Origin of the sequence: Faecalibacterium sp. BIOML-A1 (assembly GCF_009679715.1) — a bacterium.
GTDB lineage: Bacteria > Bacillota > Clostridia > Oscillospirales > Ruminococcaceae > Faecalibacterium > Faecalibacterium taiwanense.
Genome location: NZ_WKZJ01000002.1, coordinates 293260 through 312115 on the forward strand (window position 1 = coordinate 293260; position 18856 = coordinate 312115).

General features: G+C 61.0%; 16 protein-coding genes and 1 tRNA gene. 10 read left to right on the top strand and 7 right to left on the bottom strand.

Translation table 11 applies throughout. The annotated features are described in order from the left end of the window. The first annotated feature begins 47 nt into the window (after nucleotides 1-47). The 4 genes from GKG36_RS14770 (at nucleotide 48) to GKG36_RS03815 (ending at nucleotide 2169) form a co-directional block, all read left to right on the top strand. Nucleotides 48-332, top strand: a complete 285-nt coding sequence (locus tag GKG36_RS14770; RefSeq protein ID WP_243138970.1) for a nucleotidyltransferase domain-containing protein — start codon at nucleotides 48-50, stop codon at nucleotides 330-332. Next, complete coding sequence (locus GKG36_RS14775; RefSeq protein WP_243138969.1) at nucleotides 316-705, top strand: nucleotidyltransferase substrate binding protein; 390 nt, start codon at nucleotides 316-318, stop codon at nucleotides 703-705. The genes GKG36_RS14770 and GKG36_RS14775 overlap by 17 nt, the downstream gene beginning before the upstream one ends. Next, the gene (locus tag GKG36_RS03810; protein ID WP_173012874.1) at nucleotides 698-1777 is read left to right on the top strand and encodes a tyrosine-type recombinase/integrase; all 1080 of its coding nucleotides are present in this window, start codon (nucleotides 698-700) and stop codon (nucleotides 1775-1777) included. Before GKG36_RS14775 ends, GKG36_RS03810 begins: the two co-directional genes overlap by 8 nt. Nucleotides 1778-2084: 307 nt before the next feature. After that, nucleotides 2085-2169 (top strand) — tRNA-Tyr (locus GKG36_RS03815). 470 nt (nucleotides 2170-2639) lie between these two features. Here the strand turns inward: GKG36_RS03815 and GKG36_RS03820 are convergent. Further along, a complete protein-coding gene (locus tag GKG36_RS03820; protein ID WP_154259275.1) occupies nucleotides 2640-3509 on the bottom strand; it encodes a patatin family protein in 870 nt (289 codons plus the stop codon). Between the two features lie 228 nt (nucleotides 3510-3737). Here GKG36_RS03820 and GKG36_RS03825 point away from each other — a divergent pair, with 228 nt between their 5' ends. Next, a complete protein-coding gene (locus GKG36_RS03825; RefSeq protein WP_097775238.1) occupies nucleotides 3738-4331 on the top strand; it encodes a xanthine phosphoribosyltransferase in 594 nt (197 codons plus the stop codon). A gap of 58 nt (nucleotides 4332-4389) precedes the next feature. On the opposite strand, the gene GKG36_RS03830 is transcribed toward GKG36_RS03825, so the two are convergent. Beyond that, a complete protein-coding gene (locus GKG36_RS03830) occupies nucleotides 4390-6279 on the bottom strand; it encodes a penicillin-binding transpeptidase domain-containing protein (RefSeq protein ID WP_154259277.1) in 1890 nt (629 codons plus the stop codon). 102 nt (nucleotides 6280-6381) lie between these two features. Between GKG36_RS03830 and GKG36_RS03835 the strand changes: the two genes are divergently transcribed. The 5 genes from GKG36_RS03835 to GKG36_RS03855 all read left to right on the top strand — a co-directional run bounded on the left by GKG36_RS03835 (nucleotide 6382) and on the right by GKG36_RS03855 (nucleotide 13333). Next, nucleotides 6382-7521 carry a putative peptidoglycan glycosyltransferase FtsW gene (locus GKG36_RS03835; protein WP_097781606.1) on the top strand — a complete coding sequence of 380 codons (1140 nt, stop codon included), beginning with the start codon at nucleotides 6382-6384 and terminating at the stop codon, nucleotides 7519-7521. Between the two features lie 153 nt (nucleotides 7522-7674). Beyond that, nucleotides 7675-8979 (top strand): UDP-N-acetylglucosamine 1-carboxyvinyltransferase, encoded by a 1305-nt coding sequence (locus GKG36_RS03840; RefSeq protein WP_154259279.1) that lies wholly within the window; start codon nucleotides 7675-7677, stop codon nucleotides 8977-8979. A 108-nt stretch (nucleotides 8980-9087) separates the two neighbouring features. Continuing rightward, on the top strand, nucleotides 9088-10260 hold the full coding sequence (gene ftsZ, locus GKG36_RS03845) for a cell division protein FtsZ (protein WP_044954030.1): 1173 nt from the start codon (nucleotides 9088-9090) through the stop codon (nucleotides 10258-10260). Between the two features lie 35 nt (nucleotides 10261-10295). Then, entirely contained in the window at nucleotides 10296-10835 is a 540-nt protein-coding gene (locus tag GKG36_RS03850) for a hypothetical protein (RefSeq protein WP_243138968.1), read from the top strand. 149 nt (nucleotides 10836-10984) lie between these two features. Next, nucleotides 10985-13333: a diguanylate cyclase gene (locus GKG36_RS03855; RefSeq protein ID WP_154259281.1), complete on the top strand. Its 2349-nt coding sequence runs from the start codon at nucleotides 10985-10987 to the stop codon at nucleotides 13331-13333. Nucleotides 13334-13398: 65 nt separating this feature from the next. Here GKG36_RS03855 and GKG36_RS03860 read toward each other — a convergent pair whose 3' ends face one another. From GKG36_RS03860 to GKG36_RS03880, 5 genes are all read right to left on the bottom strand, one after another. Further along, entirely contained in the window at nucleotides 13399-13980 is a 582-nt protein-coding gene (locus GKG36_RS03860) for a hydrolase (protein ID WP_120120256.1), read from the bottom strand. A 2-nt stretch (nucleotides 13981-13982) separates the two neighbouring features. Next, nucleotides 13983-14204: a PC4/YdbC family ssDNA-binding protein gene (locus GKG36_RS03865; RefSeq protein WP_120079997.1), complete on the bottom strand. Its 222-nt coding sequence runs from the start codon at nucleotides 14202-14204 to the stop codon at nucleotides 13983-13985. Nucleotides 14205-14300: 96 nt separating this feature from the next. Further along, on the bottom strand, nucleotides 14301-14729 hold the full coding sequence (locus tag GKG36_RS03870; RefSeq protein WP_243138967.1) for a hypothetical protein: 429 nt from the start codon (nucleotides 14727-14729) through the stop codon (nucleotides 14301-14303). Nucleotides 14730-14795: 66 nt separating this feature from the next. Further along, nucleotides 14796-17600, bottom strand: a complete 2805-nt coding sequence (locus tag GKG36_RS03875; protein WP_154259285.1) for an SMC family ATPase — start codon at nucleotides 17598-17600, stop codon at nucleotides 14796-14798. Further along, nucleotides 17597-18739, bottom strand: a complete 1143-nt coding sequence (locus tag GKG36_RS03880; RefSeq protein WP_154259287.1) for an exonuclease SbcCD subunit D — start codon at nucleotides 18737-18739, stop codon at nucleotides 17597-17599. The genes GKG36_RS03875 and GKG36_RS03880 overlap by 4 nt, the downstream gene beginning before the upstream one ends. Nucleotides 18740-18856: the final 117 nt, after the last annotated feature.

Below are 18856 nucleotides of genomic sequence, written 5' to 3' on the forward strand. Positions count from 1 at the left end.
CGTCTCCCTCCGGAGACAAAATGCACAAAAAGATAGCAGGTGAACCCATGGAAGAACTTTATAGCCAGCTGGCCGCGCTGGCCCGCCGATACGGCGCAAAGCGGCTCGTGCTGTTCGGTTCCCGTGCCAGAGGGGATAACCGATACAACAGCGACATAGATCTGGCCGTGTACGGGATGCCAGAGGGCAGCCGGTCGAATTTCTGGATGGACTGCGAAGACTTGCCCACCCTGTTAAAATTCGATATCGTGCACATCACGGACGGCATGAACCCCGCATTTCTGGCAAATATCGAAAAGGACGGTGTAACCCTCTATGCTGCAAAAGATTGAAAACTATAACAGCGCTCTGGCTCAGCTGGAACAGGCGGTAGCCATTTACCAGAAGAGCCAGCAGGATGCACTTTACCGTGATGGACTAATTCAGCGGTTCGAGTTCACGGTGGAGCTGTCGTGGAAGTCCCTGAAAGAGTATCTCGAAGATCAGGGCTTTGTACTGGCTGCATCGTCCCCGCGTGCAGTGCTGAAAGATGCTTATGCCGCCGGGGTGATTCAGGACGCGGAGCGCTGGAACCGGATCCTGACGGCCCGGAACATCACCTCCCACGTCTACGATGAAAAGACCGCTGACGGCGTGGCCGCGCAGATCTGCAACGACTTCCTGCCGGTGCTGCAGGCGCTGGGCCGGTTCTACCGCGATGAGTAAGCGCACCAACACGGCCCAGTGGGAAGAAAAATACCAGCGCTGGCGCATTGCCGTGCAGAAAGACGGCGTGCGCAAACAGTTCTACAGCAGCACCCCGGGCCGCACTGGGCAGCGGGAAGCCAATGCAAAGGCTGACCGCTGGTTAGATGATGGCATTGGGGTCAAGGCCCGCCGGGTGGAGGATCTATATCAAGAGTGGTATGCCACAGTGGTAAAGACCACGGGCACCGGCAACCAGCGGAACGTTGAAAGCCGCTGGCGCACCCGGATACTGCCTGCGATCGGCAGGAAGCGTATTACCAGCTTGACAGAACAAGACCTGCAGGACGTGGTAAACGATGCCTACAGCGATGGCCTTGCAAAGAAGTCCCTGCAATCCCTCTGCGCGGATATGCGGGCATTCTGCAAATGGTGCCGTGCAAAGAAGCTGACCACCTTCCACCCCGAAGGGCTGCACGTGCCCGCCGGTGCCCGTCCAAAGGGCAAGAAGGTGTTGCAGCCGGATGCCCTGATAACGCTGTTCCGCGTGGACACGACCCTGTACAGGGGCAAGCGGGTGCATGATGATTTTATCCATGCCTACCGCTTTCAGGTGCTCACGGGCCTGCGCCCGGGTGAACTGGTGGGCCTGCGCTGGGCCGATGTCAAGGGCGGCACAGTGTTCATCTCCCGCGCCGTGAACGTGCTGGGCGAACAGACCCGCGGCAAGAACGACAACGCCGTGCGGGCCTTTGTGCTGTCTGATCTGGCGCGTGCCGTGCTGGAACAGCAGCGGGCCGTCACTGGGGCCGGTGAGAGCGTGTTCTGCCTGAAAAGCGAAGCCTATTACTATAAGCGCTGGCAGGTCTATTGCCGGGTGAACGAGATCCCGACCGTGTCGGCCTACGAGATGCGACACACCTTTGTCAGCGTAGCAAAGAAGCTGCCCGCCGGTGAGGTCAAAGACCTTGTAGGCCACAGCGAGGACATGGACACATTCGGCGTGTACGGCCACGCTCTGACCGGTGAGGACACAGAGACCGCGCAGGCCGTCAACGGCATGTTTTTGAAGCTGCTACACGCCGGAAAATAACACACATTTTAACACACGTTTGATTTTGTGGGTGTGTGGGCTGTGCAGGATGGTACAAGAAAAAGACTGCTAAACGTGCAGATTTTAGTGTAAAAATCTCTATTTTTCAGTGATGCAATGCCGGTGGCTCGTTCAACTCCTGTCACCAGCTCCAAAAAGCCGCTCAGGAACGTTGATTTCTGGGCGGCTTTTGCTTTTGTGTTTTTGCTTTCGGCACAAAAATCCAAAAATTCCGCAAAAGATGTTGACAAACTACCATCCGGGTGGTAATATATACAGGCAATCCATGGACTGCAAAACTGAATATGGGCGTGTTCCCGAGTGGCCAATGGGGACAGACTGTAAATCTGCTGCTTTCAGCTTCGGTGGTTCGAATCCACCCGCGCCCACCAAAAGGACCAGCGTAGAAATTACGCTGGTTTTTTGTTTTGCCCGGCATCTTAAGTCTCCCTCTCGAGGGTGGATTCGAACAGCATCGGCCCTCCGAATAGTCCGGAGGGCAAAAAAGCCCCTGCGGGGCTTTTTTAGATGCGCGGCTCGCGACATCCACCCGCGCCCACCAAAAAAGCTCTAGCGTATTTAGTACGTTAGAGCTTTTTGTTTTGCTTGTGCGTGAGGCTCACAAATGCAGGTGGATTCGAACAGCTGCGGCGATGTCGTTGAAGACGGCGCAAAAACAGCCCCGATGGACCGTCAGGTTCACCGGGGCTGCTGCTATACCATGATTTTGTTGACGTTAACATTTTCGTGATGCCGCGAAAACATCACATGTAGACCTTCTGGCTGCGCACCTGCGCTTCGATCAAAAGAGCTGCTTCCCCGTGGGGGCTATGCACATGCAGGATATCTGTTTGTGCCGCCGTTACTCTTCCGCTGCAGCTTTGGATTCGTTCACAAAGGCGGCAATCTTATCCACCTGAATTTCGGCAACGGCACGGCCGGTCTCGTAGACGCGGCGCAGCTGGACCGGATCGCGCTCCATGGAGCCGATCTCCAGCGGGATGGGCGGGCGGATGACGAACGCCTTGCCGGTCTGCTCCAGCATGGCAATGTGATCCAGCGTTTCGTTGTAGCGTTCGTGACGGTCGGCAACGGCTTCCACGAAAGCGGGGTAGCGCAGGTAGCGTGCCCGGATGGCGGGCAGCATCTTGTTCTTCTTTTTCACAAAGCCCTTGGGCTGGGTCAGCACAATGAGGTTTCGTTTGTAGCCGATGGACTCGAAGAACCGCACGGGGATGGAATCGGCAATGCCGCCGTCCAGCAGCTGATAATGGCCGATCTTTACGATCTTGGCCGCCAGCGGCATGGAAGCGGATGCCTGCATCCACTGGATATCCTCGGCATCGCCGGTGCGGCACTTGTGATAGATGGGGTCGCCGGTACGCACATCGGTGCACACTACAAAAAAGTCCATGGGGTTCTCTGCAAATGCCTTTGCGTCGAACACGTCCAGCTTTTCCGGCACGGTGTGGTAGCAGAACTGCTCACTGTACAGGTTGCCGGTGCGCAGCAGATTGCCGAAGCTTGCGTAGCGCTTATCGTTGCAATACTGGGTGTTGTAGCGGATCACACGGCCGATCTGATGGGACTTGTAGTTGCAGCCGAACACCGCACCGGCCGAAACGCCAATGGCACCATCCAGCACGATGCCATGCTCCATCAATACATCCAGAACACCGGCGGTAAACATGCCGCGCATGGCACCGCCTTCCAGCACAAGACCCGTTTTCATATATGCTCTCCCCTCCTGTGTGCCGGTGCACAGATGCCGGACACACCTTATATTAACTACAGTATACTCGAATCTGTAAAAAGTACAAGAGCGGAAAACCTATAAATTTATCAAGAAAACCTCTTGCCAAAGGAAAGAGCATCCGGTATACTAAGTGAAATAAAAAGAGAAATATGCGCTGCAAACGCATGGGCATGGAAAAGATCAGGTTGGAGGAATTGCTGCACTATGAAGATGCTGGAAGATCGTATTCGCAAAGATGGTATCGTACGCGAGGGCAATGTGCTCAAGGTGGATAGCTTTATCAACCACCAGATGGACATTCCGCTGTTCCGGGAGATGGCAAAGGAGTGGAAGCGCCTGTTTGCAGGCAAGCCCATCAACAAGGTGCTCACCATCGAGGCCAGCGGCATTGGCATTGCAGCCATCGTGGCCAGCGAGTTCAACGTGCCGGTGGTATTTGCCAAAAAGTCCATGAGCATCAATCTGGACTACAACAACTACGAAACCAAAATCCAGTCCTTCACCCACAAAAAGATCTACAATGTGATCGTCTCCAAAAAGTTCCTCACCCCGGAAGACCATGTGCTGATCATTGACGACTTCCTTGCCAACGGCTGTGCCCTGATGGGCCTGCTGGATCTGGCCAAGGAAGCCGGCGCCACCGTGGAAGGCATCGGCATTGCTGTGGAAAAGGGCTTCCAGCAGGGCGGCGAGCTGATCCGCAGCAAGGGCATCCAGCTGGAGAGCCTTGCCATTGTGGAGTCCATGAACAGCGAGACCGGCGAGATCGTCTTCCGCGAGCAGCCGCAGCAGAATTAAACAAAAAAACATTGCAGCCCCGGGAAAGTCGGAAGACCTTTCCGGGGCCGTTTTTTGCTTACGCCCCGTCAAAGCTGTCACCGTCGGCGGGCAGGTCGGCAGCGGTCTGGGCGGGATCGGTATCGGTTTCCGGTTCCACGGCGCGGGGCACGCCCTTGTACACCAGCGTCTGTTCCAGAACCTCGGCGCACACCGGGGCTGAAAGGCTGCCGCCGGCAGTCGTCCAGCTGTGGGGTTCGTCCAAGCACACCAGACACAAAAACTGCGGGTCGTCGATGGGAGCCACGGCCACAAAGCTGGCAATACGGGCTTTTTCGTCGGCGCTGTCCAGCTTCTGGCTGGTGCCGCTCTTGCCGCCCACCCGGTAGCCTTGGATGCGGGCATTGCGCCCGCCGCCGTAGAGCACCACGGCTTCCATCATCTCACGCATGGTTTCAGAAGTTTCCGGTTTGATCACCTGCCGCCTGCACACCGGCTCTGTGTGCTGCAGAATGCTGCCGTCCGGGTTCAGGATATCGCTGACAAGATAAGGCTGCATCAGCCTGCCGCCGTTCACCACAGCGCACACGGCTGCGGCCATTTCCATATAGGAGATCTTGCTGCTTTGGCCGAAGGCGCAGGAGGCCAGCTCCACCGGTCCCATGCGGTCGGCGGTGTAGTACAGACTCTTTTTGGGTTCGGCGGGCAGATCGACCCCGGTTGGCTCCCGCAGGCCGAAAGCGGCAAAGTAATCGCAGAAGGCTTCCTTGCCCAGCCGCGCGCCGATCTGGATAAAGCTCTGGTTGCAGGAATTTTCCAGCGCCTGGGTCACGGTCTGGCTGCCGTGGCGCTTGTGGTTGGCGCAGTGGAACCGTGTGCCCGCCACCGAGATGGACTCGCCGCAGTAAAAGGTGGAGTTTTTGCTCACAGCCCCGGCATCCAGCGCGGCGGCGCAGGTGATGAGCTTGAACACGCTGCCCGGCTCGTACAGGTCGCTGACGGCCTTGTTGCGCCACTGGGTCTGCTGGGCCAGCTGCAGGGCGGCAGCGCGCTCGCTGCCGGTAAGGGCATCCACGGCCTTGCGGGCGGCTGCATCGTAGATCACGCGCGGCTGGTTCGGGTCGTAGGCAGGCGTGGTGGACATGGCCAGCACGGCCCCGGTGTTCACGTCCATCACGATGCCCACGGCGCGCGCCGCCACATGATGCTCCTTGACCGCATAATCCAGCGCGTTTTCAAGGTAATGCTGGATGTTGGCATCGACAGTCAGCCGCAGGCCGCTGCCTTCCAAGGGCACTTTTTCGGTCTCGTAGCTCTGCTCCAGTGTGTAGCCCCAAGCGTTGACGGCGGTGAGCACCACACCATTCTGCCCGGTGAGCACATCGTTATATTTCAGCTCCAGCCCGCTCACACCGGCGTTGTCTACATTGGTAAAGCCCAGCACGCTGGCCAGAAATTCCCCCTCCGGGTACCAGCGCTTGGAGTCCTGATTGATGCGGATGCCGGTGATGCCGTTCTCTTCACAAAAATCCCGCACGCGGTCGGCGGTGTCGCGCTCCACGCGGTAGCGCAAAAGGCAGTCGTTGGAGGTGCGGTCACTGAATTTTTCCAGCAGCTTCGCTTCGTCCAGCTCCAATATTTCCGCAAGGCCCTGCGCGGCAAGGCTGAGCTTTTCCTCCGGCATCTCGCGCGGGGAGGCCCGCAATGTCCAGCAGCTGCTGTTGGCGGCAAGCAGTACACCGTCGGCGCTGTAGATACGGCCCCGGTCGGCAGGCACCACAGTATCGCGCAATTGCTGGCCGAGGGCACGGTTCGTATACCAGTCGCCTGAAAACAGCTGCAGATACGCCAGCCGCGCGGCAAGCCCCGCAAAGCAGACGCAGCACATCAACGCGGCCACCAGCCGTGCCCGGGCATGGAATGCCCGTTCCGGCAGGGTGCGCAAGGGGCGCGGCTCCGGTTTTGGCATGGCAGGCACCTCCTTCTCTGGGCAAGTGTATGCGCCGGTGTGCCGGGGATATGACTAACCGACACCGCCGCCGCGTACAATAAAGGAACGGAGGTGATACGGATGCACAAAGCTGCTGCCCATGCAAAGCGCGGCCTGCCGCTGCGGCATCTGCCGGCCATGGACCTGCCGTTTCTGGTGCTGGTGCTCACGCTGGTGGGCTTTGGCCTTGTAATGCTGGGCAGTGCCAGCAGTGCAGTGGCGCTGTACCGGCGGGGCGATGCTTTTGCCTACCTGCGGCCGCAGCTGCTGTATGCTGCGCTGGGCATCGGGGCCATGTGGGTGGCAAGCCGGGTGGACTACCATATTTACCACAAGCTGGCATGGCCGCTGCTGGCGCTTTCAATGGTATTGCTGACGGCGGTGCTGTTCATGCCGGAGTACAACGGCTGCAAGCGCTGGCTGGTGCTTCCGGGCCTGGGTACACTGCAGCCCAGCGAGATCGCCAAATTTGCGGTGGTGCTGGTGTTTGCGCATATCATTGCGCTCAACCACGACCGCATGGGCAGCTTTGCGGTGGGGGTGCTGCCCTTTGCACTGGTGCTGGGAGCGGTGGCCGTGCTCATGCTGCTGGAACCGCACCTCTCCGGCACCGTGCTCATTTTGGGCATCGGCGCGGTGCTCATGTTCGTGGGCGGCACCGGCCTCAAGTGGTTCGTGCTGGCCGGGGCGGGCGGTGCAGCGGCCATTGGAGCTGCCATCATCATTATGCCGGACCTTGTGCCCTACGCGGCCAGCCGTCTCAGCTCATGGCTGGATCCCTTTGCCGACCCGCTGGGCGACGGCCACCAGACCATCCAGAGCCTGTATGCCATCGGCTCCGGGGGCGCGGCGGGCCTTGGCCTTGGCAGCAGCCGCCAGAAGCACCTGTTCGTGCCCGAACCGCAGAACGACTTCATCTTTTCCATCCTGTGCGAGGAGCTTGGCTTTGTGGGAGCCTGCGCGGTGATCCTGCTGTTTGCGCTGCTGCTGTGGCGGGGCATCACGCTGGCGGCGCATGCACCGGATCGGTTCGGTGCGCTGCTGGTAGTGGGCTTTGTGGTGCAGGTGGCCCTGCAGGCAGTGCTGAATATGGCGGTAGTCACCAACACCATCCCCAATACCGGCATCAGCCTGCCGTTTTTTTCCTCCGGCGGCACCAGTCTGATGATGCTGCTGGGCGAAATGGGCATCGTGCTGTCGGTGTCCCGCGGGGAGACATAAAACCGGGCGTTCCCTGCCATAAAACGACAGCATCCTCTGCCGGCACAGCCACAAATGACCGGACAAACAAATGACACAACTGCAGACAAAATAAACAAAAAGCCTTCGCGCCGCATAGCATGAGGTATCTTTTGCGGAACGGGGGCTTTTTGCATGGGCGGAGATCTTATCATCACAGGCGGCATGCCGCTGAACGGCACAGTGCACATCCCGGCAGCCAAAAACAGCGTGCTGCCGCTGCTGGCAGCGGCCCTTTTGTGCAATGGCACGGTGCGTTTTCTGCAGGTGCCGCATCTTGCGGATGTGGACACCAGCGTGGAGCTTTTGCAGGGTGCGGGCTGCACGGCCCGCTGGCAGGGCAGCGACATCACGGTGCAGGGCGTGCCTTCCACCTGCCGCCTTGCGCCGGAAGCCGCCGCGCGGATGCGGGCATCCATTTTGTTCTGCGCACCGCTTCTGGCACGGCTTGGCCGGGTGGAAACGGTGCTGCCCGGCGGGTGCCGCATTGGTGCAAGGCCGGTGGACCTGCACCTTTCCGGCCTTGCGCAGATGGGCGTGCACTGCCGGGAGGAGGGGGCAAGGCTGATCCTGACAGCGCCTGCCGGACTGCACGGTGCGGACATCACACTTGGGTTCCCCAGCGTGGGTGCTACCGAGACCCTGCTTCTGGCAGCAGCTGCGGCGCAGGGCGAGACGGTCCTGCGCGGGGCCGCACGAGAACCTGAGATCAGCGATCTGGCAGCATTCCTGAACCGCTGCGGCGGCTGTGTACAGGGCGCGGGCACCAGCACCATCCGGGTGCAGGGCAGACGAATGCTGTATAGCTGCAGCTTTGCGCCCATGGCCGACCGCATCGTGGCATCCACCCTTGCCTGTGCCTGCGCGGCGGCAGGAGGCCGGGTGGAACTGACCGGCTGCAGGCCGGAGACCTATGCACCGCTGCTGGAAATTCTGGCACAAATGGGCTGCAGGGTAGAAACAGGGCCGGAAAGTGCGGTCATTACCCGGCTGGGCGCGCTGCACGGCGCGGGCAGAGTGTTTACCGGGGTATACCCGGCACTGGCAACAGACGCAGCGCCGCTGCTTGCTGCTGCCATGCTTGCCGCCGACAGCGCCAGCAGCATCGAGGATGTGGTGTTTGAGCGGAGATTCGGCTGTGCAGAGGGTTTTGCGGCTTTTGGAGCCGCTGTGCAGGTGCAGGGACGCACACTGGACATCCGGCCGGTGCGGCAGCTGCAGGGCGCGTGTGCACGGGCTGCGGACCTGCGCGGAGGCGCGGCACTGGTGGTGGCCGCGCTGGCGGCAAGGGGACGGAGCCGCATTACCGACACCGGCTACATCGACCGCGGATATGCCGGTTTTGCACGGATGCTGGCGGAACTTGGTGCCCAAATTGAGCGGGAAATGCCGCGGGAAAGCGCCAGCGAGAAAAAAACACCTTCAAAAAAGCAAAATTGACTTGCATTCAGGGCAAAAAGATGATACGATACAGTTATATAAGTGTAAGCAGATAATTTCTGTGCGCTATGCGCAGTTTTACGATAAAATCCGATGGAGGACAAAGTTATGGCACTCATGCTCGATGAAGAAATGGACGAAAACGTTACGACGATCAAGGTGATCGGCGTGGGCGGCGGCGGCGGCAACGCTGTCAACCGCATGGTCAGCGACGGCCTGCAGGGCGTCGAATTTATCGCAATGAACACCGACCAGCAGGCTCTGGCCAAGAACCACGCTGCCACCAAGGTGCAGCTGGGTTCCAAGCTGACCAAGGGCCGCGGTGCCGGTGCAGACCCCGAGATCGGCCAGCGCGCCGCTGAAGAGAGCAAGGACGAGATCGCAAATGCGCTCAAGGGTTCCCAGATGGTGTTTATCACTGCCGGTATGGGCGGCGGAACCGGCACCGGTGCAGCACCCGTTGTGGCCGAGGTGGCACATGATCTGGGCATCCTGACCGTTGGCATCGTCACCAAGCCCTTCTCCTTTGAGGGCAAGCGCAAGATGGGTCTGGCAGAGCAGGGCATTGCAAACCTGCTCATGCATGTGGACAGTCTGATCGTCATTCCCAATGAGCGCCTGAAGATGATCAGCCAGGAAAAGATCACCCTGATGAATGCCTTCCAGGCAGCCGATAACGTGCTGCGTCAGGGCGTTGAGTCCATTTCCGCTCTGATCAATGTGCCTGCCTTCATCAACCTGGACTTCGCCGACGTGCGCTCCATCATGAAGGATGCCGGCTACGCACACATGGGCGTGGGCAGCGCCAAGGGCGCAGGCAAGGCCGAGAACGCCGCAAAGGCTGCTATTTCTTCTCCGCTGCTGGAGACCAGCATTGCCGGTGCACACGGCGTGATCATCAACATCACTTCCAGCCCGGACATCGGTCTGGAGGATGTGGAGACCGCAGCAGGTCTCATTACCCAGAGCGCACATCCCGATGCAAACATCATCTGGGGTACTGCGTTCGACGAGAACCTCTCGGACGAGATGCGTGTGACCGTGGTTGCTACCGGTTTTGACAACAAGAGCGCAAGCGACCTGCGCAGCAGCATCAGCAATGCAATGGGCGGCGCACAGTCCACTCCGTCTGCTGTGTTCAGCAGCGAGACTGCAAGCCCGGCAGCTTCTGCCGCAGGCGGCGCTGCACCGGCACCCACTGCTGAAAAGCCCGTGGAAGAGGACAACAGCGATAATGGCTATTACGACCAGCTGATGGCCATGCTGAACAAGCGCAGATAAAAAGCTGGCCGTCATAAGCGGATCAGGCGTATCGGATGGATCGGAGGGACACCATGGCGCAGGGCAGGCAGCAGAACAATGGTTCGCGGCAGCGCTGTGCCCAGTCTGCCGCGGCAAAGGCTCCGGCAGAGCCGCCCAAGGCGGTGTGTGCCCAGCTGGAGCAGATGAACCGAAAGCTGGCAGCGGCCAGTGCGGAAATTTTGCGCTATCAGACCCGTCTGTTTGCCTGTGAACGGCAGATGGCCGCGCTGCGGCAGGAAAATGCCCAGCTGGAAGCGGCCTGTGAGCAGGCGCGGCAGGAGGCTGAGTGCGCGGGCGCTCATGCAGAGCAGCTACGTCAGGAGCTGGCCCGCCATGCCGAAGCTGTGCGGCCTGTGCCGGTTGCGGCACATACGCCCCCGCAGCCGGAACCATCGGCAGCGCAGAGTCCGCGGCCGGAGCCGGAGGCCGAACAGCCCCCACAGCCCGGGCCGGAGGTTCCGCAGCCTGCTCAGCCGGACTGGAAGCCCCAGACCAGATTGGAGCACCTCTCGGTGGAGCTGATGAACTGGTTCGACGATATGATGGGCGCATGACGGAAAGCTGGATGACCTGCAAAAAAAGCAGATATGAGTGAAATGAAAAGCTGCTGCAAAGCGCAAAGCTGTTGCAGCAGCTTTTTTTGTGGTCCGGTAGGAAACGGAAGACCCTGCGGCCGGAAGTACAGGAGCGAGGAGCGGTTGAGATGGAACCAAAACAGAAAATACTGATCGTGGATGACTCGGAGATCAACCGCGCTATGCTCAAGGAGATTCTGGGTGAGGGCTACGAATATCTGGAAGCCGAGAACGGCCTGCGCGCGATCGAAATTCTGCGCAGACGCACCGATATCGCGCTGGTGCTGCTGGACCTGATCATGCCGGAAATGGACGGCTTTGATGTGCTGCGGGTGATGCAGTGCTATGCATGGCAGGAGGAAATCCCGGTCATTGTGATCAGCGCGGCAGAGGACAACCGAAGCGTCGAGCGCGCCTATGATATGGGCGTGGCCGATTACATCCGCCGCCCGTTCGAGCGGGTCATGGTGCTGCGCCGGGTGAAGAATGCGCTCATGCTTTACGCAAAGCAGAAGCGCCTTACCCGCCTTGTGACCGATCAGGTGTACGAAAAAGAGCACAACGGTGTGCTGATGATCAGCATTCTGAGCCATGTGGTGGAGTTCCGCAACAGCGAGAGCGGCCAGCATGTGCTGCACATCCGCACCCTGACCGGCCTGCTCCTGCATCAGCTGGCGCAGAAGACTGACCGCTACCAGCTGGATGAGAGTGATATCTCGCTGATCAGCACAGCATCGGCGCTGCACGATATCGGCAAAATCATGATCCCGGAAGAGATCCTGAACAAGCCCGGCCGCCTGACCGAGGAAGAGTACGCCGCCATCAAGACCCACACCACCGAGGGTGCCAGGATCCTGAAGGAGCTTGCCATCGGGCAGGACGAACCGCTGGTAAAGGTGGCACACGCTATCTGCCGCTGGCACCACGAGCGGTGGGACGGCGGCGGCTACCCGGACAGGCTCAAGGGCGACGAGATCCCCATTGCAGCACAGGTGGTGGCACTGGCCGATGTGTACGACGCACTGACCAGCGAGCGCTGTTATAAGCAGTCCTACAGCCACGAAAAGGCCGTTGACATGATCCTGCACGGCGAGTGCGGCAGCTTCAATCCGCTGCTGATGGAATGCCTGAAAGAATCCTCGGAGTTGCTGCGCACAGAGCTGCAGCGCTCGGAGTATGACCGCGGTTTCCGCCACGAGACCCGCCGCCTTTCGGAGGAGATCCTGCACCGCGAAGCTCTGCCCCGTGAGGATCGTGCCCAGCGCCTGCTGGATCTGGAACGGGAGCGCACCGCTTTTTATGCCGAGCAGCGCGGCGGTATTCAGTTCGATTACGATATACTCAGCGGCAGCGTGACCGTGGTGAACCGCTACGAGGATCCGGTCAACCGAACCCAGAAGCTGGACTTTGATAAGGGCATGGGCCTGACATTTCTCTCCGGCAAGGACCGCCGCAAGCTGCTGGATGCCATTGCAGCCGCAACGCCGGAAGAGCCGGATGCCGCATTCCCGGTGCTGATCGCGGTGGATCAGGAATACCGGCTGCACCGGCTGGTGATGCACACCATGTGGAGCCGCGCCGGTGTGCGCCACTGCGTAAGCGTGGTGGGCCAGATCACAGATGACCATGCCCGCCTGCAGGAGCTGATGCTGGGCGATGTGAACAGCGACCAGCCGGAAGCACTGCTGGAACGCCTGAAGGGCATTTTTGACATTGTGCGTCTGGTGGACCCGGAAAGCACCAAGGTGCTGGGCCTGGGCAAGGATGGCCGGCTGACCGAGATGCCCGGCACCTGCCACATGGTGTGGAACAAATCGGGCCGGTGCGAAAACTGCATTTCCAGTAAGGCCCTTGCCCGCAAGGAATCCCTGAACAAGATCGAGTTCAAGGACGATCAGGCTTATTTTGTCATGGCAAAGTATGTGGAAGTGGGCGGACGCGGCTGCGTGCTGGAAATGGTGTCCAAGCTTTCGGACGGACGCTGGCTGGATATGGGCGGCCGCCGGATGCTGCTGGACCGCGGCTCCAACTTTGACCGCAGCGCCTTTGTGGATTCGCTGACCGGGGCATACTCCCGCCAGTACTTCGAGTGCTTCCTTGCGGAGAGCGAACAGGTGGAAGGCGTAGTGATGATCGACGTGGATCACTTCAAGGAGGTCAACGACCGGTTCGGCCATCTGGTGGGCGATAAGGCCCTGCAGAGCGTGGCACAGTCCATCCTGAGCAACCTGCGCCAGACCGATGTGCTGGTGCGCTATGGCGGCGATGAATTCCTGCTGCTGGTGCCGCACATCCGGCCCGGGGAACATGTGATACAGCGCGTGCGGGAGGCTGCGGCGAGTGCCAGAGTGGAAGGCTACCCGGAGCTGGAGCTTTCGGCCAGTGTTGGCGGTGTGTGCGGTGTACATCCGCTCACCGAGGCCATCCGTCAGGCGGACGTAAAAATGTACCAGAACAAGGCCGAGCGCAAAAATTAAACAAAACAAAGCCCGGACAGGCTGCAGTATCGCACTGCTGTGCCTGTCCGGGTATTTTTGTTTTTTCAGCGCACAGCGCTGGTGCGGTGCTCCATCAGATAGGTGGCTTCCAGATCAGCGATGTGCAGCTTGACGGCAAGGGGATACTTGTCGTAGGCTTCCGAGATGGCAAAGCAGCCGCCCCGGGCCGCATCGTCAAAGCCGCCCATGTGCCAGCGGATGGCAACGGCTTCCTCGATGTGCAGCTTCATGAACCGCTCGATGAGGAATACGCTCTTTTCGCCGTGGCCGTAGGGGAACAGATCCTCCACGCTGTAGCTGGGCACCTTTTCCCACTGGCCGGTGGCTTCGTTTTTCACGTTGCGGGTGCCGGGCTTGTAGTAGTTGGCCTTGCACAGATCGTGCAGCAGTGCACAGATGGCAAAGGTCTCCTCGCTGTCGCCCTCGGTAAAAAAGGTATCGTGCAGCGCATGGTAGACGTTCAGGCTGTGCATACAAAGCCCGCCCTCACACGCACCGTGGAACCGAGTGGAGGCCGGTGCCGTAAAGAAATCGGTCTTATGGTCCAGCCAGTCCAGCAGCTTTTCGCTGCCGGGGCGGGTGACGTGCTGCTGCCAGATCTGCAAAAACTCTTCGCGGCCGCCCATGCTTACAGCTCCAGCTCGTCCAGAAGGCCCTTGAGGATGGCCATTTCGTCGTGGCTCAGGGAAATGCCCTTGCCCATGCGGGTGCCGTCCGGGGACCAGTCGCGGATGTCGTACTTGGGTTCGCCGTCGTTCCAGCTGATGAGGTTCAGCTGACGCTCCCAGCCGCGGGGACGCTCCGAGAGAACTGCAATGCGCTGAACAACTTCATATTTGATCTCTGCCATGATGCAAAACCTGCCTTTATCTTTGTTTGCTACCATAATAAGGGAAGCGGACGCAGATTTCAACAGGTAGAGCAAAAATAATTTGAAAAATTTTTGTTAGCCGTAAGGTGCATCCTCACGCCAGTCCACAAGGCTCAGCACCTGAGAAGCATCCTCGTCCGGGGCCGGATGGCAGGAATGGGTGTGCTGGTCGGTGCTGAACAGTCCGGGTGCATAGTGGGCCATCACGCTGGTCTGCACATCCCCGGCCAAAAATTCCCGGGCGTTCTTCTGGTAACAGGCGGCCGGGGTGCCGTTGGTCATGGGCACACCCTGCGGGACACTGTCCGTGTCCGGGTGCGGGGTCTGGCCCGGTGTTTCGATCTGCGGCGGCACCTGTGTGCCGGGGGCAGCGGGGTCGCCTGGCAGCAGGATGTCCGGCTCCCTGCCTAGCGGCGGGCTGCAGCGGGTGCAGCTGTTTTCCGGTGCGGCGGCAATGCCGGGCTGGTGTTCCAGCTCATGGCGGATAAAGGGCGTCAAGCTCATTAGAAAATCACCTCCGCCCATAGGATGCCCCGGAAAGATGTAACTTATAAAGAGGCCTGCGGTGTTTCACACGATCAATTCTACGGTAGAGCCGCCGGTGCGGGCTTTGCGCACCACAACCTGTCGGTCGATGCGGTCTTTCAGAGCACCTACGTGGGAGATGATGCCCACCAGCCGGTCGCCCTCGGTCAGCCCTGCAAGTACGCGCATGGCCTGTTCCAGCGATTCGTCATCCAGACTGCCGAAGCCCTCGTCGAGGAAGAGCGTGTCCAGACGGATGCCGCCTGCCGCGCTCTGTACTTCGTCCGAAAGGCCCAGTGCCAGCGCCAGCGATGCCTTGAAGCTTTCGCCGCCGGAAAGGGTTTTGACGCTGCGGCGGGTGCCGTTGTAGTGGTCGATGATGCCAAGGTCCAAGCCGGACTGGCTGCGCTGGTTCTCGGCACCAATGCGCTCCAGCTCGTACTGCCCGGCGGTCATCTGCATCAGGCGGGTGTTGGCGTGGCGCAGGATGCGGTCCAGATAGTTCATCTGGATGTAGGCTTCCAATTTGATCTTCTGTTTGCTGGTCAAGGTGCCGCCCGCCGTGGCGGCAAGGGCACTCACCCACTGCCAGCGCTGTTCAAGCTGAGTGCGCGCTTCGGCAGCGGTGCGGTATTTTTCAGCGGCTGCACGGTTGGGCAGCCGCTGTGCGGCCAGCTGCTGGGCCTGCTCCCGCAGGGCAGTGCGGGCGGCGGCAAGGCGGGTCTGTTCTGCCTGTAAAAATTCCAGCGGCTGGGCAGGCCCGGTGGTTTCGGCAGTGGCTTGCTGGGTCTGCAGGGCATCCACAGCGGCTTTGGCAGCGGCATAGGCCTGCTCTGCCTGTTTGAGGGAATGCTGAGCCCGCTCCATGCCGGTGCGCAGGGCGGTGCGGCTGGCTTCCAATGTATCCAGCGCGGCCTGTGCCTCGGCCCGCTGCGGGTAGGGCAGGGCTGCACGAGCGGCAGCGGCCTGCTGTTCCAGCGCATCGGCGCTGGCATTCTGCGCGGCGGCGGTGCTGTCAGCTTCGGCGGCGGCCTGTTCCAGTGCCGGGCGCTGGCGGCTTTTTGCCTGACGGTCGGCCTCCAATGCGGTGCGGCGGGCGCAGTCTGCTTCGGCCTGCCGAAGCGCGGCGACACACTCGGCCTGTGCTGCGTGCAGGGCACAGGCTTCTTCCGTCAGGACAGCGTTCATCCCCTTGAAGGTCAGCTGTACCGTCCCATCCGGGGAAGTGAAGCGCTCGGGCAATAGGCTCTCAGCATCCCGGCGCAGGGAGCGGCGGGCTTCGTCGGCTGCGGCAAGGACGCTCTGTGCGGCAGTGCTGGCAGTCTGAGCCAGTGCATCGGCCTTTTCGGCTTCCTGCTTGGCGGCAGCCACCTGCGCCTGCGTGGGGGCTGTGTGGGGCAGTTGGGCCTTTGCCGGGTGGTGGACGCTGCCGCACACGGGGCAGGGCGCACCCTCGGCCAGCGCCTGCGCCAGCAGTCCGGCCTGTGCGTCCAGAAAGGCTTTGTCCAGCGCATCCCGCCGGGCATGGGCCTGCTCCTTGGCTTCGGCGGCAGTGCGGTAGGCATCCTGCGCACGGTGGGCCTTTTGTGCCTGCTGCTGGCAGGCGGCAAGCCGCTGGTTCAGGGTGGTAAGGGCGGTGCTGCGCTGGGCCAGCTCCTTTTCCCGGTTCTGCAAGGCCAGCAGCCGGGTGGGAGCATCTTCCAGCGCGGTCAGCTCCTTTTCAGCAGCGGCCAGCGCTGTGTCCAGTGCGGCCAGCTGGGTGCGTTTCGCTTTGGCCTTGGCAGCGGCCAGCTGGGCAGCATCCCGCGCGGCCTGCTGCTGATGGCACAGGGCATCCAGTTCATCGTAGGCGGCAAGGGCCGTCTGTGCCTGCGTCACCTGTCCGGCAAGAACATCCAGCTGGGCGGCATCGCCTGCGTGGCGGGCGCTCTCGGCACGGGCAGCTTCCAGCACAGGCAGGGCAGCGGTAAGCTCTGCCTGCTTTGCGGCCAGCTGTGCGGCCAGCTGTCGGGCCTGCTGGGCAGCACCCAGCTGACGTTGTACTTCGTCCAGCTTGGCTTCGGTGTCCTTGAGGGCAGCAGCAACGGTCTCCTGCGCGGCCTGCTGGCGGGCCAGCAGACCTTCCAGCAGGGCAAGGGCCGTCTCCGGCTCGGTCTGGGCGTTCAGTGCGGCAAGGGCATCGGCATCCGGGTCGTCGGGAGAAAACCGGATGCCGGAGAGCAGACTGTCCAGCTTTGCATTCTGGGTGGTGCGCTGCTGGCTGAGGGCGGCGCTTTCGGCCTGCAGGCGCTCCTGCAGGCGAGCATAGCGCTGGGTGCGGAACAGCTTGCGGAAAATGCGGCTGCGCTCCTCGGTGGAAGCGTTGAGCAGCTTTGTGAACTGACCCTGCGCGATCATGGCGATCTGGCAGAACTGGCTGTAGTCCAGCCCGATGATCTCCTGCACGGCGGCAGTCACATCCTTGGCTTTGGTCACCGGCGGACGGCCATCGGAATAGGTGAGGGTGGCATCCGCTTTCTCGGTGGTCATGCCCTCGCCGCGGTTTTTGGGGCGCTGGTACTCCGGGTTGCGGCGTACGGTATAGCGCTGGCCGTTCACCTCAAATTCCAGCTCCACAAAGGTGGGCGTTTTAAGATCAGCATATTTGCAGCGCAGCATGGCACCCTCGCGCACACCGCCGCTGGAATGGTCGTACAGGGCGTATGTAATGGCATCGAACAGGGTGGTCTTGCCTGCGCCGGTATCGCCGGTGACAAGGTATAAGCCGCCCCTGCCCAGCTTTGCCAGTTCCAGAACCGTCTCGGCGGCATAGGGACCAAAGGCCGAAAGAGTGAGCTTCAGCGGTCTCATGCGTCCTCGCCCTCCTTCCAGATCTCCTCAATGAGCTGCTGGCAGAATGCCGCCTGCTCCGCCGTCAGCGGCTGATTATTCTGCAGCTGGTAGAACGCCGAGAAGTGCTCCAGCGGGGTGATGCTCTCGGCGTGCTCCGGTGCGGTGATCTCCTGATCTTCCCGGGTGCGGAGATTATCGTAGTCCAACCGCATCAGGTTGGGGTAGATCACCCGCAGGCGGGCCAGCGCGTCCGGCACGTCCTGCTCATCGGTCAGGGTAATGTGCAGGTAGTCGTCCACCGCAGTGCCGTCGTAATTGCGGCGGTCGGTCAGCTCCATGTAGCTGCCGCGCACTTCCCGCAGGTCGTGCTTCGGGGTAAGCGGCGCGGTGGTGATGGAAACTTCGCCCTTGAGACCGAACTCCACAAAGGTGGCGCTCTTGTGCTGGTCTGCTTCCGAAAAGGAGTATTTCAGCGGGGTGCCGCAATAGCGCACGGCATCGCGGCCCACCTTCTGGGGGCTGTGCAGGTGGCCCAGCGCCACGTAGTCAAAGGCATCGAACAGGCTGGCATCCACGCTGTCCACACCGCCCACCGAGACTTCCTCGCTCTCACAGCAGGCGGCACCGGCTGCGAACTGGTGGGCCACCAGCACGCTGCGGTGGGCCGGGTCCGGCGGGCAGTGGCGCAGCACGCAGGCAAGGGCATCGTTGTAGCTCTCCACAGGCTCGTCCGGCCAGACATGCCGCACCATGGCGGGCTTGAGGAAGGGCAGAAGGTACACGTCCAGCGTGCCGTACTCGTCGGTGAGGGGGATGGGCACCGGCGCACCGGAGAACACCGGGCTGACGTACACCCGGCTGTTTTGCAGCAGGGCAGAGCCGAAGGCGATGCGGTCGGCGGAGTCGTGGTTGCCGCTGATGGCGAACACGGGCAGCCTGCGTTCGGCCAGCTGGGTCAAAAACCAGTCCAGCAGGCGCACGGCTTCGGCAGGGGGAACGGGCTTATCGTAGAGGTCGCCCGCCAGCAGCACACCGTCCACAGGCTTGCTGTCCAGCAGGGAGAGGATCTGTTCCAGAATGTACCGCTGGTCGTCCAGCATGGAGAACTCGCACACCCGCTTGCCCAGATGCAGGTCGGAAAGATGCAGAAAACGCAAACGGAAACACCGCCTTTTCAGAGTTTTCTTTATTATACAGCAGGGCGGGGGTGGGGGCAAGGAAAACTCCCCCAGTCATCGCTGCGCGATGCCAGCCCCCTCGGGGATGGGGCCTTT

Bases quoted from the DNA above. Each gene is read 5' to 3' on its own strand.
- GKG36_RS03855 (WP_154259281.1), top strand. From the start codon at position 10,985: ATGGAACCAAAACAGAAAATACTGATCGTGGATGACTCGGAGATCAAC.
- GKG36_RS03835 (WP_097781606.1), top strand. From the start codon at position 6,382: ATGCACAAAGCTGCTGCCCATGCAAAGCGCGGCCTGCCGCTGCGGCAT.
- GKG36_RS14770 (WP_243138970.1), top strand. From the start codon at position 48: ATGGAAGAACTTTATAGCCAGCTGGCCGCGCTGGCCCGCCGATACGGC.
- GKG36_RS03850 (WP_243138968.1), top strand. From the start codon at position 10,296: ATGGATCGGAGGGACACCATGGCGCAGGGCAGGCAGCAGAACAATGGT.
- GKG36_RS14775 (WP_243138969.1), top strand. From the start codon at position 316: ATGCTGCAAAAGATTGAAAACTATAACAGCGCTCTGGCTCAGCTGGAA.
- GKG36_RS03825 (WP_097775238.1), top strand. From the start codon at position 3,738: ATGAAGATGCTGGAAGATCGTATTCGCAAAGATGGTATCGTACGCGAG.
- GKG36_RS03860 (WP_120120256.1), bottom strand. From the start codon at position 13,980: ATGGGCGGCCGCGAAGAGTTTTTGCAGATCTGGCAGCAGCACGTCACC.
- GKG36_RS03870 (WP_243138967.1), bottom strand. From the start codon at position 14,729: ATGAGCTTGACGCCCTTTATCCGCCATGAGCTGGAACACCAGCCCGGC.
- ftsZ (WP_044954030.1), top strand. From the start codon at position 9,088: ATGGCACTCATGCTCGATGAAGAAATGGACGAAAACGTTACGACGATC.
- GKG36_RS03820 (WP_154259275.1), bottom strand. From the start codon at position 3,509: ATGAAAACGGGTCTTGTGCTGGAAGGCGGTGCCATGCGCGGCATGTTT.
- GKG36_RS03840 (WP_154259279.1), top strand. From the start codon at position 7,675: ATGGGCGGAGATCTTATCATCACAGGCGGCATGCCGCTGAACGGCACA.
- GKG36_RS03830 (WP_154259277.1), bottom strand. From the start codon at position 6,279: ATGCCAAAACCGGAGCCGCGCCCCTTGCGCACCCTGCCGGAACGGGCA.
- GKG36_RS03875 (WP_154259285.1), bottom strand. From the start codon at position 17,600: ATGAGACCGCTGAAGCTCACTCTTTCGGCCTTTGGTCCCTATGCCGCC.
- GKG36_RS03865 (WP_120079997.1), bottom strand. From the start codon at position 14,204: ATGGCAGAGATCAAATATGAAGTTGTTCAGCGCATTGCAGTTCTCTCG.
- GKG36_RS03810 (WP_173012874.1), top strand. From the start codon at position 698: ATGAGTAAGCGCACCAACACGGCCCAGTGGGAAGAAAAATACCAGCGC.